The following is a 13268-nucleotide window of genomic DNA, read 5'->3' on the forward strand; positions in this document are numbered from 1 at the left end:
TTTTATAATTTTACGATACTGAGATTATTATAAATATTGCTACTTCCACTACCTTGAATAGTGGCATTAGCACCAGAGTTAATCATATTGATTGTGAATGCTTCGCCAACAACCGCATCGACAACGACAGTAAAAGTTCTTTTGTACATCATAGTACCAGTATTAGTCCACTCCAGCTGCCTGTACTGCGATCCGTTCTTATATAATTGAATGTAGAGTTGATTCCCCGTACTTGTACCCGCCGATGTGAATACTTGAAAATTAAATATATACGCGCCGCTAACAGGGACAGTAAATGTACTTGACGCTGCATCATACGCGTTATGCGTATCGACCAATTCGCCAGTATAGTTTAATTTTGTACTAACATCTGCGGAGATAGTTTGGTCTGCCGACCTGAATGCGTGAACCTGAACGGAACCACTAGATAATCTCCATGAACTACCATCCCAATATTCCATTATTCCGGCATTAAGTCGAGTCTGTGCCATCTGAGTGCTGCCTTGTACAAACCCTGCCGATGATGTGATAAGCCCGGATGCTCCCAGTGTCCCGGCAACCGTTTGCCCGCCTGCGAGTTTCAGATATGTTGTGTCGTGGTTATGGTCGCTCTTAGCTGCTGTTGTCGCCGATCCGTTACCGCCGAATGATACCGCTAGCGTCCGATCAGCAGCCAATGAGCCGCCTCCCGTCAATCCGGCTCCAGCAATAATCTGCCTAGTACTATCGACCTTGTTACTGTTAACCTCGTTCACGGCCGGGACTAGGATTTTTGCGGTTGTGTTTAGTCCAGATGTCACACCTACGTCGAAGCGTAGATTTTTAATGTAGGCGTCGTCCTGCAGGAGCTCCCAATCTTGAATAGTATTTTTCGTCTTCTCATCGGTCACGTCAGCAACAAGCGCCGAGACGGTTGTCCCGATATTACCGCTATACGTGCCAAAAGTATCCGTGTTTGTGGACGTGAGACTGTACTTGTCTAGGGCGACATAGGTCACGGTGTATTCTGCTGTAGTGTCGAAGTCAGATTTTGCAATCTGAGCTGATTGCTTCCCGTTAGAATAAGGAGGAGTATCAGAAAAGATAAACCACTTCGAATCCCTAACACCGTTTTTGTATACAGCGAGGATTTTTTCGGTTCTGTTCTTTAGCTCGCTCCCTGTGTAACCTGAAAAAGAGTTATTTATGCGATACAAATTATCAGCCGGTTTGAGGACAGGGTTAGCTTTCTCCCGTACGATCACACCTTCGCCTATTTCAATCTGATTCCCGCCAGGATGAAGCGAAACTGCACCCTCAACACTGACAACTTCGGTCTGAGTGACCGCGAGCTGATATGTCAATGTGTAAGGGGTGTACCCTGTCGCAATCGTCGTTGGTGTCACTGTCACCGACCCCGTGTTACTCGTAGCATTCCAGGTTGTCCAGGTCTTGGTTCCTGTTCCGTCGTACGGCGTGCCAAAGGTACCGTTGTTCATCTTCCAGCCGTAGAAGTAGGCTTTGATCTCCGTTCCAGAGGGTGTATATCCCTCTCCCCAGCCCGTTTCACTATCAGGAACCGAGAAATAAGCAAAATCTCCCCCTGAGCTTCTTGAAACGACATTCGGCCCTGTTCCCGATCCTCCAGTCCCATAGGGAAGAATCATCCCATCATTTCGAGTCCCGACCATATTGGTTGTAATAGCCATTACCGGAGACAATGAAGTACCAACTGCCTTGAAACCGGTGTAATCAACCGAGAAGATGAAAGTTAACGATCCATCAATAGTGAACTGATTCCAACGCTTCGTCTTATTCCAAGCTCCATCCCGGTATGTGAGCGAATCTTTAATTGTCCCGTCCACGCTCGAAGCCAGCGTGACAGGCGCGAATACATAGTCATCATTGCGTGGCTCAAATGCAGTTGATGTGCTGCCAAGTTCAAGCTGCGGGCTTACAAAGATGGATGTTCCTGCTCCTATGTTTGTAAGCTCGACCTCCAAGAAGAAAGTATCGGATTTTGTAGTAATTGTATAAACGCTTCCTGCTGAAGAACCTCCGTTATTCGTGCCAGTTGATTTAAACTCCCAGATGTTAACTGATCCCGTTCCAGATCTAGAGAAAGTATAGGTCGTACTAGGCATCACCGGCACTCTATACGTAGATGACTGAAAGTCAGCAGTTGCATTCAATGTCAACTTATACGGCTCTGTCACCACCGCATTGGCATGTAGCTTCCATTCGTAAAACGGCGGTAACAAATTTTTACCGTACTTCGTGACGCTGGCACCATTCAAATGCTTCACACTATCCACATAGGGGAAGCGAGATGCAAGTCGATCTCCTGTCCATTCAGGGTCCACATCGATCAAAGCGTATTGCGCGGAGGTTATTTCATACACTCGAATCGAGTCGATGTTCCCATACTGTCCATCTGCTCCATTAATGTCGAAATAGATGTATTGCCCCGTTGAAAAATTGGACGGCTGTAACCTGATGTATTTTGTCGCAAATGTTGTGGGTGTGTGCGATGTCGAGCCAATGTTCCCCGAACCGTTATAGAACCTAAAAACGACGTTTGTTGCCGTCCCGTTCTTCAGGTCAGCCAGCATTACATAATACTTGGATGTGTCGAGTTGGTTCAAAAGGTTGAATTGGGTAGACATATTGGTGAAAGCCCCAACAATTGTCAACCTGATCCCGCTTGTGCCTGTAGTGAATGCTGTCGTATCAAGTGTAGCTGTCCCTTGTGATGCCGCAAACTTGCTCGGATCGTCACAGTTTCCAACCCTCCCCAACAAGTTCACTAGAGTTTGCCCACCGATGGTCAGATTTAGCGGCGACGCCTGGCTGGCCGACAAATAATTCATCCCGCGCTTCAAATTGACGCTGAGGATTTGCTGATCCTTGATCCGGCTGTCCAGGTCGAGCACGTTCCCCCGCAACGTGTCGTAATCATAGGCCGTGAAGTACCTGGCCACCTTCGTCCCGATCGACCAGGCCCGTGCCGTTCCCTGGAACCCACGAGTTACGCCGGTTAGGTTATTCCCCACCTTGCCGGTGTATTGGATCGTTTCCGCAATCTCCCCGCTACCGATGACAGCCAGGTTGGGGGCTGCCGGGAGCATCCCGGCATTCAGCACGCCGATCGTCGTCACGACACTATCGATTGCGGCCGTCAACTCAGTCACAGGAGAGTTAACCTGTCCGGGGAACATTGTCTGTTGTGCCATGTCGCACCTCCATGCAAAAATAGACCCCAAGAGCATCTAGGGTCAAAGCGGTAATTTATGGTATACTCAACTCCAAAAAGGAGCTGATAGAACATGAAAAAAATGATCGTCGGTTTAGTGGCTGGCCTGCTGATCGGCACTACCGGCACAGCAATAGCCGCTCAGACCGAAACCGTTCAGGCGGTGTTTGCGAAGTTCAACGTAAAGATTGATAGTAAGCAACCCACCGAGGTTGAGGCGTTGGTTTATGATGGAACGTCCTACTATCCGATCCGTGTCATTGCTGATATTTTAGGGCACGATGTTGGATACGATGACTCAAGCCGGACAATAAATCTATCTGCTGAAAAGAAAACGAATGTTCAAGAAACGAATTCTGTGACTGGAATCAGAGAATTACTAGAAACTCTAGGACGGAAATATCCAGAACTAACACCAGATAAGAACGGCGGTAAATCTAAAATTTCTTTTGTCCCATACGAGAATACGTTATACTTTCAGGACAAAAAGTATGTGTTGAATCCAATCGGCGAAGGACGATTCGATGCAAAACCCCTTATCGATGCCGGAATCTTGACTGCCGAGGATATTCAATAGTTACCGCCTCCCCGACTTTGTACAAATATTTGAGTATTCACTGTTGCAATAATACGCCCAAGGTCATTGGGCGTTATTTTTATTTCATGCCAGGTTCCCCGCTGAACCTTACCACTTCCATCTTTTGAAAGAAATGAAATTAAGTCGACATCTTCCTCGTTAATATTGAGACCAGGGACGGAACTTCCATCGACAGTGACAAAAATAGTCGTAGGTGTTGCTCCCTCAAAAATTCCGTATTGTATTTCATGAGTATGAGCGGGAATCTGATGTGTGTGTTCCATTCCATGTGAATGGGCCGGAATTTGATGTGTATGCGGCATCTCATGTATATGTGGTGGAACATTGTGTGTGTGCTCCATGTTGTGAGTGTGCGAAGGTACATTTATCCTATGAGCGTGGTTATATAACGCATGTGTATGATCTCCGGATTCCAGAAATGTATGCCAGCCTCCATCCTTATCAACAAGAATGACCCCATTTGGTAGACCATGGTTGTGAAAGCCGGAAAAATCAGTTCTGTCCAATGGGTTGATGCCAGGAAGAATAATCTGAACGTTTGAATCCGTATCTACGATAGCCCCACCACTTGCTGTAGTTGTTGTACTACTCGGTCCCGAAGTAGCTGCTCCGCCAGCAGAAGTCGTAGTCGTGCTACTTGCACCAGAAGTTGCAGCTGGCGCACTTTCGGTAGTCGTTGAGCTGCTGGAACCGGATGTAGTTGCCGGTGCCGCTTCAATCGAACGGCTATATGCCCGAAACGCCTCCGATCGATACGACAAAGTGACCTTATTGATACGGACCGCTTCCTCCGGTACCCAAAAGCGAAGCACGGCGGGATGTGTTGGATCGCAGTTATCTGCAAAATCATGGGAGTCCACGTTCGTCGCGCCCTGGGCGTACGTGTCGTTTATCCGTTGCTTTGTTGTGAGGTCAGCCAGCAGCCCCACTACATTAATCGGTTTGTTGCTAATTTCTAGGTTTACCTCCCCTGGGGTTCCGTAGAGGTTTGGTTTCCGCTTGTTCACGATCCGGGCGACTATGGAGACCCCCATCTCCTCATCCTTCACTCGTACCATTTGCCCGCTCCGAAACTTGTAAACGGGTTGATCTGTGAGTCTGGATAGGTCTGCTGCGTTCACGGTGTATGAAACTCGGGGAATCTTTCGTTCCTCAAGTATCGCTTGACAGCGAGCAAGCAATGTTTCCGGATACATGATGCGTCGATCCACATACACGTCCGAAATTACTCCAAATTGGCTTTGCGTGTCCGCATCGAGGTAAGGCAAGCCGCTGTTGAGATCTGCAAAGGAAAGTTGATTGACCCCCTCCCCGTACCCAAGCCCGTAAAGACGGGTACAAAGTCCACGAGGATCAACCTGTTTATCGATACCCCGGAGGTTCATGGCATACCGAATCTCTGCCTCGATGATGCTGGGCGGCATGACAAGATTCAGTGTCCATGGATACACCGTGGTGTCCCACGTCCACATGTATTCTTCCACAAATGGACTTGGAATCGAGTAAAGGGCGGATAAAAGGTTCTCATTTTCCCAATTGTATTCAAATTGCCGATCAAATTCGATCGCGCCGAGCTGCCACCTTGCCGTGAGCTGCCGGGAAAGCACATACTGAATCACTTCTGATGTGTAGACGCCTAGATTCCCGACCGTGTGAAACTGATAGAGAATATCGTCGATCAGCGTTCCAAGTACGTGTTCGCACTCGTACGTGATAGTCTGGCCGTCCTGGCTTCGAATTGCGGTGGATGGCATGATCCGAAAAAGCTCGACCCGCTCCCGATCGTCAAAGACTTCAACGAAGTAAAAGGGTACGCAATTCGCGTTTTTGGGGTCATTGGCCGGTAGGGTGAACGACGCTTTCCAGAGTTTATTCATGGGTTGCTCGTAGCTGATCGCATCGGCATTCTCCAAATAGGCTACCTTTTGCATGTCACGATCATAGACAACTATGGGTGCTTTCGGCATTGTGTCCCCTGCCTTATACGAATTTGTCCCGGTGCGTGATCCGGATAATCACACTCCGATTGGACTCGCTGTCTTTGTACAAGATGTCATTCTCGCCCAAGTTCAAACTAAAAAAGTCCCCCGATACTTCATGCAGCGCGTTCACGCCGTTCTTCGTGACCGTCAGCGTGCGTGCATCGATGACGATCCGATCGCCGGGTGCTATAACACCGGTGTATTCAATAATCTCGTACCGGTAGCGACTGACAGCAGCATCGATTGTCGACGCGCCATGTATAGCCGCTTCAAGGCTAAGGATGTCTCTCCCTAAAGTCGAGTCTTGCGTTCCGCTTCCATGGAGCTCGATATCCGCGAACAAGTCCCGGATCGTGGATATTTCCATGACTCCAGTCCCGTTGAGAATGGCCGTTAATGCGATCTCAGCGGTGGGAACCGCCGAGAAAAGTCCGGACCCATGGACATCCGCCGATAAATACACCTCGAAGCTTGAATCTCGATTAAAGGGGACTTGGTTGAATCCAGCTCCGAACATGCCATCACCTACCCGATCGACACGACGATACTGTCCGCTGCAACGCGCATCCGGTCGCCGGTTTCAATGGTGCGTGGATTGTTGACAGCTCCGAAGTACATCAAGTTTCCGGCTGTCAAGGCCGTTCGAATCCCGACATGCGTAATCAGCCCCCATGGAGCCGTGGCCACCGCAAACACCAATTCGGCATTGGATTTCAGCGTCCGTCGAGTGACGGTTTCCGCCACGCCTGTTTTGATGTCGTAGAGATTGAACGATTGCCCCACCGGTGCCGCAAATGGAATTGCAATTCGTGCATAGGCCCCGCCTGATACTTCAGTCCCCGTGTCGGCTGCTGTGGGATTCGAGGTATACAACGCTAGATAGACGGTGCTGGGCGGTGTCCATGCTGTATTCCGGAATGCCAGATTCAGCAGCGAATCCGAGAGCCAATTCGATAAAGTCAGCACATTGTCAACCTCCTACTCAATTTCGTACTCATTGATAATGGAGAAGCCACTAACAGGGCTCAATCCAGTGTTGGTAATCATTAATACAGGTTCGGCCACCACGTTCCCGCCCGAATACACTGTGATGATCTCGGGTGAATCCGTTATCGTTTGCTCGACGAGTTGAGTGGAGCCATAGGCAAAAGGATCATAGGCAATCAGCGGCAAGGTGAATTTCCCGAGTCCAACCAAGCGATCGATCGGCAAGTTCCCGGAGTACCTGACGGTATATTCGCGGTCCGGCTGATAGTCAAACACAAGCGACTGCTCTTTTGGCTTCCCATAGATGGTCATTAAGGCAGCGGCCAGATTGGAAACGACCTGTTGAAGTGCTTCAGCCGATGGAGAGAGAACAGCACAATCCAATTGAAACGGGCGCGGGCCGATATCCGCACCAAAGTCCCATTCGCCATTTCGGCCAGGAATGGCCATCGTTCTGTCCACGGTTCCGGGAAGGATGGGACGTTGCGACGACCGGAGCATGTGCAACCCTAAGCTATGGGCCGTACGTCCCCCCAATGTAAACCCGCCATTGTTCACCTTGTCACCCCCTGATCTCGCTTAGGACGAGATTGCCAATTTCCCGAGCCGTCCGCATGATATCTCCCTCATTCCGAACGTTAAACACCGCACCGCTCAGCATGCCCTCGAAGTTATACGTGTTTGTGGTGCTCGTTCCCGCGATTTGCCCTACCCTTCCAGCGGTAGCCGTTCCCGCTTGGTTGAGCGACACCTGACCGTTCAGCTGTTCCATCGCGGCATGGACTTGTCGGGTACTGTCTACGATGCCTTCCGCCATTCCGGCCCCGATCATCATCCCGACTTGATCCCTCATTACCCGTGACGGGGAATGGATATCGAGTACATCCTTGATTCCGCTCACGATGCCGGATGCAAATCCTTTGATCTTATCCTTGATCCACCCGGTCATGGCGCTAATCCCGTCCCATAGTCCGGTCACGATGTTTTTCCCGATGTTCAACATGTCGCCCGGCAACCCGGAAAAGAAATCGACGATATTACTGATGATCCCAGGCCCTTCATCTTTGATGAGCTGCACCATGTCTACAAACCATGATCCCATGGCCTTCAACGCATTCGAAAGGGCTGAAGCGATCCTTCCAGGGAGGCCAACAAAAAAATCAACAATGGCCGCTATGATTTTTGGCACTTCGGTCTTCACCCAATCGAGCGCATCGAGGCCGAATTGCACCATCTTTCCAAGTCCGAACCCGAGCGCATACCCGATTTTTCCCGGCAGCTCGTTGAAGAACCGCGCCGCCTCTTCGGGCAGCTTCTTGAACCAATCGAGCGCGGTCCGGAACGCCTTCGGGATGTCCTCGGTAAAGAACGACACAAGCCACTTCCATAGGGCTTTTCCGGCGTTCTCGATCGCCTTCCACGCGCCAATCAACGCATTTCGAAAGTCATCATTCGTATTCCACAGGACGATGATCCCCGCAACGAGTGCCGCAACGAGCGTTATGACGAGTGCAATCGGGTTGAGCGCCTGGGCAGCGTTAAGGGCGATCTGTGCGATGGTCATCCCCTCTGTCGCCACCCGCCATGCCTGAATGGCTTTGACAACCCCTTGGATCATGGTCGCCACGTTCCAAGCGGCCATCCCCGCACCGATGCTGGCCGCAACTGCCGCAAGGTTGCCCGCATTGTCAATGATCCAGGTCAGCCCGTTCACGATCGGCGTCACGTCGACGTTTTTCAAGCTCTCCGTCATTTCCAATATCTTCGGCTTCAGCTTCTCCTCGATCGGATCGGCAAGGCTTGTGATAAGCTGCCGCTTGAGTCCTTCCAGAGCCGACCCTGCGTCATCGTACCGAATCTCGTTAATCTGCTGAAGCGTGTCCGCCGTGGAGCTCGTCACATTTTGGACATTGCCAAGCGATAGGATCGCTGACGCTTCCAGGTCTTCAAACTGGGTACCAAAGAGTTGAACCCCGACCTGGTTGCGAATGAGAGGGTCCTGGATGCCATTCAGAGCCGTCAGTACCTCACGAAAGGCTCCTTGTGCCTTCTCGCCTCCTGCGGCGAAGGACGCCCCCATTTTTTGCGCGTCAAGGCCCAACGTTGTAAATGCCTCGTTCGTACCCGTCGACATGTCCTTCGAGCGGATCGTAAATTCCTTGATGGCGTCGCCGACCTTATCCACTTGGAACGCGCCGTCCTGGGCGCCCTGGATCAAAATGTCGGTGAACTGCTCGGCGCTGAAACCAAGCGCGGAGAATTGCGGCGCGTACTCGTTGAGCACGTCGAGCAAGTCTCCGTTCTTGTTGGCCCCGTTTTGGGCTCCCTGGGCGATCAGGGTGTAGGCTTGGTCGGCGGTGATCCCGAACTTGTCCATCAGCGAATTGACCGTGTTGATACTCTCCGGTACGTCGAAGCCAAACGTGTCGCGCATAAGGAGCGCTTTCCTGGTCGTGTTCTCCAGCTCATCTCCGGTCTGCTGCGTTACTTGTTTGACCGATGCCATGGAGTTGGCCACATCGTCAATGCTTTCCCCGAGGTTGGACGTATAAATGGCCTTTGCGGTATCGCGGAATTCGGCCATTTGTTCTGCTGTCGCCCCGGTTTGAGCCTGCAATTTGTTCATCGCTCGGGTCGAGTCTCCGCTGAAATTGAGCAGCCCGCCGATCGCCGTCACCGCTGCGGCTCCAATGGCCGCGACACCGGCTGCTGCCGCCTTGGCCACGTTGCCGCCAATTTCCTTGAGCGCCTGCTGGGCTTCGTCGACGCTCTTGTCCAGGTGATCAACGTCTTTCGTCGTAGCCTCCGACTCATCGCCGAAGCTCTTCAGCGCTGCCGTCGATTTGTTCAGCTCCAGCATGTTCTTGTTCAGCGCTTCCGTCTCTTTGTTGATCCGGACTTGGAGATCCTGGGCCGCTTTGCTCGTCTCGCCTTTCTCGGCGGCAATCCGCTCGTATTCATTGGTCAGGTTGGCGATCTTCTGCCGCTGGAGATCGGTGATTTGATTCAGCGACGTGATGCGCTCTTGAAGCCCTTCTTCCGATTTGCTCCAGTCATCCATTCCGGCAGCTGCGGCTTTGAATCCCGAATCAATCACCTTGATTTGCCGATTTAACTCAGCGATCCCGGCTTTAAATTCGGTGACGTCTAGGCCGACCTTTCCGCCGATATCGTTCTCGTTTGCCATGGTTCACCTCCTCATAGCCAGGATGGGGCCTTCGTTGCCCGGTGATAGGTCTTGCCGTTAATGACCCGAATGTTCGGATCGTCGCTCGGCTTATACTGGATGAAGGCGATCAAGTTGGAAAAATCGGTTTCATCCACTTGATGAAGCGACCAATCAAATTCCCGGCATATCGTTCGCTTCAGGCCGACGATCGTTTTGCGGTATTCAGCGGGGGTGTCTTCTTGCGGAAGCTCCCCCGCCGTCAGTTTTTTCGCATGTCTCCTGAAATTTTCGAACAAATGTCGTTAAACACCCGCATGATCTCCGATTGTTCGGCCCCCTCGTTGAGCTCATCATAGGAGAATTGCCCGCCAAAGATCGCCACAATCAGCGCCTTTAAGTCTTTGAAGAACTGTCGGGATTGCTTGATATCGGATTTGCCGCTCTTCAGCTGCTCCGCCTGTTCGGCGATGTCGAATATCGTGTCCATCATCCCCGTTTTCAGCGAGCAGGTGGTAAACGTATTAGTGGTCGTGCCTTGCGCATCCGTAAATGTGATGTATACCGGTTTCAATGGGGGTACCTCCTTCAAATGATCGAACAAAAAAGGAAGGCGAGTTTATCGCCCTCCTTCTCGATTAGGTTCCTGTCGTAAAGTCTTTTCCGGATGCGGCCAGCGCCTGGCCATACACATCCACGACGCCGGCGACGGCTACGATGTATTTGGTTGTCGCGGCCAACTGGGCCGAAGGCGTCAACGTCAGCACCTTCCCGGCCACGTCCCACGATTTCGTGAAGGCAACCGTATTGCCGGTTGTGCTGTCGAGCAGCGTGATGGCCTCGGTTGCAATTTTGTTGTTGAAGGTCAGGACAATCACCCCGCTGCGGCTAAACGCCGTTGCGCCATCGGCAGGCGCGATCGTGGAGAGCGCAATCGCGGTCGGTGCCATCGTCGTGTCCGGCGTTTGAACTTGCGAAAACCATCCCGCCGCCGCGAACGCGCTGTCGGATGTGTCGGCGAAAACTCGCTTCAAAGACATGGATTGTCCGCCGATTGTCCATTCCTTCGTAGTCGTGACCGCCGTATAGGTCAGCTGATACGTACGAATATCCACGTCAGCCGACTTGGTTGCCGCCTCTTCGGCCCCGCCGCTGAATGTCCCTTTCAGGTACCAGTAATAGCGGTATTCGCCCGGTCCCACATTGTACCGGAACCCCACGGCCACGCTCGGGGGATTCGGCTGGCCGCTATCGTATACCCGGCCACTCGCGGCATCGAATAATTTCCCCAATAAGGTTGCCATCTTTGCCGCAGGGACATTGGAAGCGGTAATCGTGATCGTGGTCACGCCTTCGCTTACGTAGTTAAATGCGGGCTTGTTGTCGTAGTACGTAGGCGTATTGTTCGTTTCCGCTTCGCCGCTAATCTCAGCTGCAGGCGCGAGATATACCGGCGTGCCGGTTACAAAAGCGGTGTTGTCATCCTGAAGAATGGGCGCGTAATACAGATTGTCGACGCCCACGAATTCCCCATATTTTTTATCCGTCATCGGTCATTCCTCCAACTCGTAATAGCGATAGTCGCAAGTATAGGCATAATGCCCGGTCTTCGGATTGTATGGCAAATCCCGGCCCCCCACCCGGAGGAAGCCTGCCGGGAGCATGACCGCCTTGATCGAAGCGTCGGCCCCTTGCTTTAAGGCCGGTTTCTTGCTGTACAACGTGATTTGTGCGCGGGTGGTGCGGCTCGTCGGGAGGTTGTCGGCGTGGCTGTTGTTCGGCGTATCCACTACAAAATACGTGATAAACGTTTCCGGCAGCTTGTTCTCATCCGCAAAGGTCCCTTGTTCCCGGACCGGGTACCCGATACCGCTCAAGGTATCGGCTAGCAAACTATAGATATCACTCAAGCGGCAACCCCTCCCGAATCAACACTTTCCGCTGAATGCTCTTGACCTTGGATCGATTCCGATCAAAGGCGAGCCGTATCCCAGGGTCAGCCGGTTGCGTCGGCGTGCCATACTCGACAAAGGTGGCGTGCCAGGCACCCGGCGATTTATCGTCATTGATTCCCACGGTCACACTGATTTCATTACCCGACTGAACCGGCTCGGAGAGGTCGACGCCCTTCAGCATCGTGCCTGTCAGCTTGTGTTTCTCCGCCCAGGCTTCAATTTCCGCCCGAATCGGCTCGGCGCTCTCATGGATCGCCATCTTCACCGCTGCATCGACGCTCCCGCCCGCATTCGCGATCCGCTTCGCCGCTTCCTCCAGGCCGGTTAAGTCCAGCCGAATCGATCGGCCTGCGGTGTATCGTTTGGCCACTAGGCATTCACCGCCCGGCGTACCTTTAGGAGCAGCCACATGTTGCGCATCTCGATGTTCTCCGGCGGGCCGATGATGTCGTAGGCGAGCTCGGTCTTGTCATGGAGGAGCAGCCGATCCTGCTGATTGAGATCCTCGCGGAACCAAAGCATGACCTCTGCTGTGTCTTCGACCGACAGCGTACCGGATTCAGTGCTTTCAGTGCCTCCACGGCTTTTCCAGTTGCAGTAGTCAAGCGCCGGATCAGCGTCGATATAGCTGACGTCCGGAGCGCCGTTCACATCGGTTGCCACCCGATGCTGGACACGAACGACGGTTGCGAATTGTGCGGTCGGTTTGAACATGTGGGTTCCCCCCTCGCTTACACGAAAAGATAGAGGTCGACCGGCGTCCCGTTCAAGGCGCTATTCAAGGTCACGGTATTCGCCTCGATGGCGGTTGCCGATGTGACCACGGTTGGCGCTGTTCCTTCCCGAACATTGTTTCGGTAGGCGTCCTGGATCGTGTTGTGCGCCAGCTTGTAGGGAAGCCCCAGCTTCGTACCGAAGCCGATCGATGTCGTGGCACCGGTCCCGTCATGGGCCGGGATGGTGACTTTCGTGATGGTTTTGAATGCCTTGTTGCCTGTAACAGTCCCCGCCGTATCCACGGTGAAGGCGGGCAAGGTTTCCGCGATCGCTTCGTCCGCAAAGTTGGTCCCCTCCACAATGACTTGGATCGCCTTGATGTCCGTTGCGGTCCCGCCAGCGGTCGCCGTCACATTGCGAGGATATGCCGGGTTCGTGAACCCGGTCGTAATGACTTGCTGTGCCCCAGAGTCGGTGACGGCTGGGAGTATACCCGCCACCGCTGCCGCGACAGCCTGGACGGAAGATAGGGCGATCCGTGCCAAAAACGATTGTTTGGCGGCGAATCCAGGGGCGTCGGTTTGGATTTTATGCCCCTTTTTGTAGTTGAATGGGTACATGGTACTGACCT

At 52.4% G+C, this 13268-nt stretch carries 14 protein-coding genes; 1 reads left to right on the top strand and 13 read right to left on the bottom strand.

Going from position 1 to position 13268, the window contains the following annotated elements; translation table 11 throughout:
* Window positions 1-2 precede the first annotated feature (2 nt).
* Window positions 3-3212 carry a C1q-like domain-containing protein gene (locus tag ACI5FR_RS08630; protein WP_405453095.1) on the bottom strand — a complete coding sequence of 1070 codons (3210 nt, stop codon included), beginning with the start codon at window positions 3210-3212 and terminating at the stop codon, window positions 3-5.
* A gap of 93 nt (window positions 3213-3305) precedes the next feature.
* On the opposite strand from ACI5FR_RS08630, the gene ACI5FR_RS08635 reads away from it, so the two are divergent.
* Entirely contained in the window at window positions 3306-3809 is a 504-nt protein-coding gene (locus ACI5FR_RS08635) for a stalk domain-containing protein (RefSeq protein WP_405453098.1), read from the top strand.
* On the opposite strand, the gene ACI5FR_RS08640 is transcribed toward ACI5FR_RS08635, so the two are convergent.
* The 12 genes from ACI5FR_RS08640 to ACI5FR_RS08695 all read right to left on the bottom strand — a co-directional run bounded on the left by ACI5FR_RS08640 (window position 3803) and on the right by ACI5FR_RS08695 (window position 13257).
* The gene (locus tag ACI5FR_RS08640; protein WP_405453101.1) at window positions 3803-5797 is read right to left on the bottom strand and encodes a phage tail spike protein; all 1995 of its coding nucleotides are present in this window, start codon (window positions 5795-5797) and stop codon (window positions 3803-3805) included. The two genes, ACI5FR_RS08635 and ACI5FR_RS08640, sit on opposite strands and share 7 nt — an antisense overlap.
* A 13-nt stretch (window positions 5798-5810) precedes the next feature.
* Window positions 5811-6179 (bottom strand): phage distal tail protein, encoded by a 369-nt coding sequence (locus ACI5FR_RS08645; protein WP_405453104.1) that lies wholly within the window; start codon window positions 6177-6179, stop codon window positions 5811-5813.
* A 158-nt stretch (window positions 6180-6337) separates the two neighbouring features.
* Window positions 6338-6775 (bottom strand): phage tail fiber protein, encoded by a 438-nt coding sequence (locus ACI5FR_RS08650; RefSeq protein ID WP_483875160.1) that lies wholly within the window; start codon window positions 6773-6775, stop codon window positions 6338-6340.
* A gap of 15 nt (window positions 6776-6790) precedes the next feature.
* Window positions 6791-7357 (bottom strand): distal tail protein Dit, encoded by a 567-nt coding sequence (locus ACI5FR_RS08655; protein WP_405453107.1) that lies wholly within the window; start codon window positions 7355-7357, stop codon window positions 6791-6793.
* Between the two features lie 4 nt (window positions 7358-7361).
* Window positions 7362-9986 carry a phage tail tape measure protein gene (locus ACI5FR_RS08660; RefSeq protein WP_405453110.1) on the bottom strand — a complete coding sequence of 875 codons (2625 nt, stop codon included), beginning with the start codon at window positions 9984-9986 and terminating at the stop codon, window positions 7362-7364.
* Window positions 9987-9997: 11 nt separating this feature from the next.
* Window positions 9998-10264: a hypothetical protein gene (locus ACI5FR_RS08665; protein ID WP_405453112.1), complete on the bottom strand. Its 267-nt coding sequence runs from the start codon at window positions 10262-10264 to the stop codon at window positions 9998-10000.
* Window positions 10228-10539: a phage tail assembly chaperone G gene (gene gpG / locus ACI5FR_RS08670; protein ID WP_405453115.1), complete on the bottom strand. Its 312-nt coding sequence runs from the start codon at window positions 10537-10539 to the stop codon at window positions 10228-10230. Before gpG ends, ACI5FR_RS08665 begins: the two co-directional genes overlap by 37 nt.
* Window positions 10540-10603: 64 nt before the next feature.
* Window positions 10604-11515 carry a major tail protein gene (locus ACI5FR_RS08675; RefSeq protein ID WP_405453118.1) on the bottom strand — a complete coding sequence of 304 codons (912 nt, stop codon included), beginning with the start codon at window positions 11513-11515 and terminating at the stop codon, window positions 10604-10606.
* Window positions 11516-11518: 3 nt separating this feature from the next.
* Window positions 11519-11875 (bottom strand): hypothetical protein, encoded by a 357-nt coding sequence (locus ACI5FR_RS08680; RefSeq protein WP_405453121.1) that lies wholly within the window; start codon window positions 11873-11875, stop codon window positions 11519-11521.
* Window positions 11868-12290, bottom strand: coding sequence for an HK97-gp10 family putative phage morphogenesis protein (locus ACI5FR_RS08685; RefSeq protein WP_405453123.1), 423 nt, complete (start codon window positions 12288-12290; stop codon window positions 11868-11870). Before ACI5FR_RS08685 ends, ACI5FR_RS08680 begins: the two co-directional genes overlap by 8 nt.
* Window positions 12290-12634 (bottom strand): head-tail adaptor protein, encoded by a 345-nt coding sequence (locus ACI5FR_RS08690; protein ID WP_405453126.1) that lies wholly within the window; start codon window positions 12632-12634, stop codon window positions 12290-12292. Before ACI5FR_RS08690 ends, ACI5FR_RS08685 begins: the two co-directional genes overlap by 1 nt.
* Window positions 12635-12651: 17 nt before the next feature.
* Window positions 12652-13257, bottom strand: coding sequence for a hypothetical protein (locus ACI5FR_RS08695; RefSeq protein WP_405453129.1), 606 nt, complete (start codon window positions 13255-13257; stop codon window positions 12652-12654).
* Window positions 13258-13268 lie beyond the last annotated feature (11 nt).

The sequence above is a fragment of the Paenibacillus sp. HJGM_3 genome, from assembly GCF_045062745.1.
Taxonomy (GTDB): Bacteria; Bacillota; Bacilli; order Paenibacillales; family NBRC-103111; genus Paenibacillus_AA.

Bases quoted from the DNA above. Each gene is read 5' to 3' on its own strand.
- ACI5FR_RS08630 (WP_405453095.1), bottom strand. From the start codon at position 3,212: ATGGCACAACAGACAATGTTCCCCGGACAGGTTAACTCTCCTGTGACT.
- ACI5FR_RS08635 (WP_405453098.1), top strand. From the start codon at position 3,306: ATGAAAAAAATGATCGTCGGTTTAGTGGCTGGCCTGCTGATCGGCACT.
- ACI5FR_RS08640 (WP_405453101.1), bottom strand. From the start codon at position 5,797: ATGCCGAAAGCACCCATAGTTGTCTATGATCGTGACATGCAAAAGGTA.
- ACI5FR_RS08645 (WP_405453104.1), bottom strand. From the start codon at position 6,179: ATGGAAATATCCACGATCCGGGACTTGTTCGCGGATATCGAGCTCCAT.
- ACI5FR_RS08660 (WP_405453110.1), bottom strand. From the start codon at position 9,986: ATGGCAAACGAGAACGATATCGGCGGAAAGGTCGGCCTAGACGTCACC.
- ACI5FR_RS08675 (WP_405453118.1), bottom strand. From the start codon at position 11,515: ATGACGGATAAAAAATATGGGGAATTCGTGGGCGTCGACAATCTGTAT.
- ACI5FR_RS08690 (WP_405453126.1), bottom strand. From the start codon at position 12,634: ATGTTCAAACCGACCGCACAATTCGCAACCGTCGTTCGTGTCCAGCAT.
- ACI5FR_RS08695 (WP_405453129.1), bottom strand. From the start codon at position 13,257: ATGTACCCATTCAACTACAAAAAGGGGCATAAAATCCAAACCGACGCC.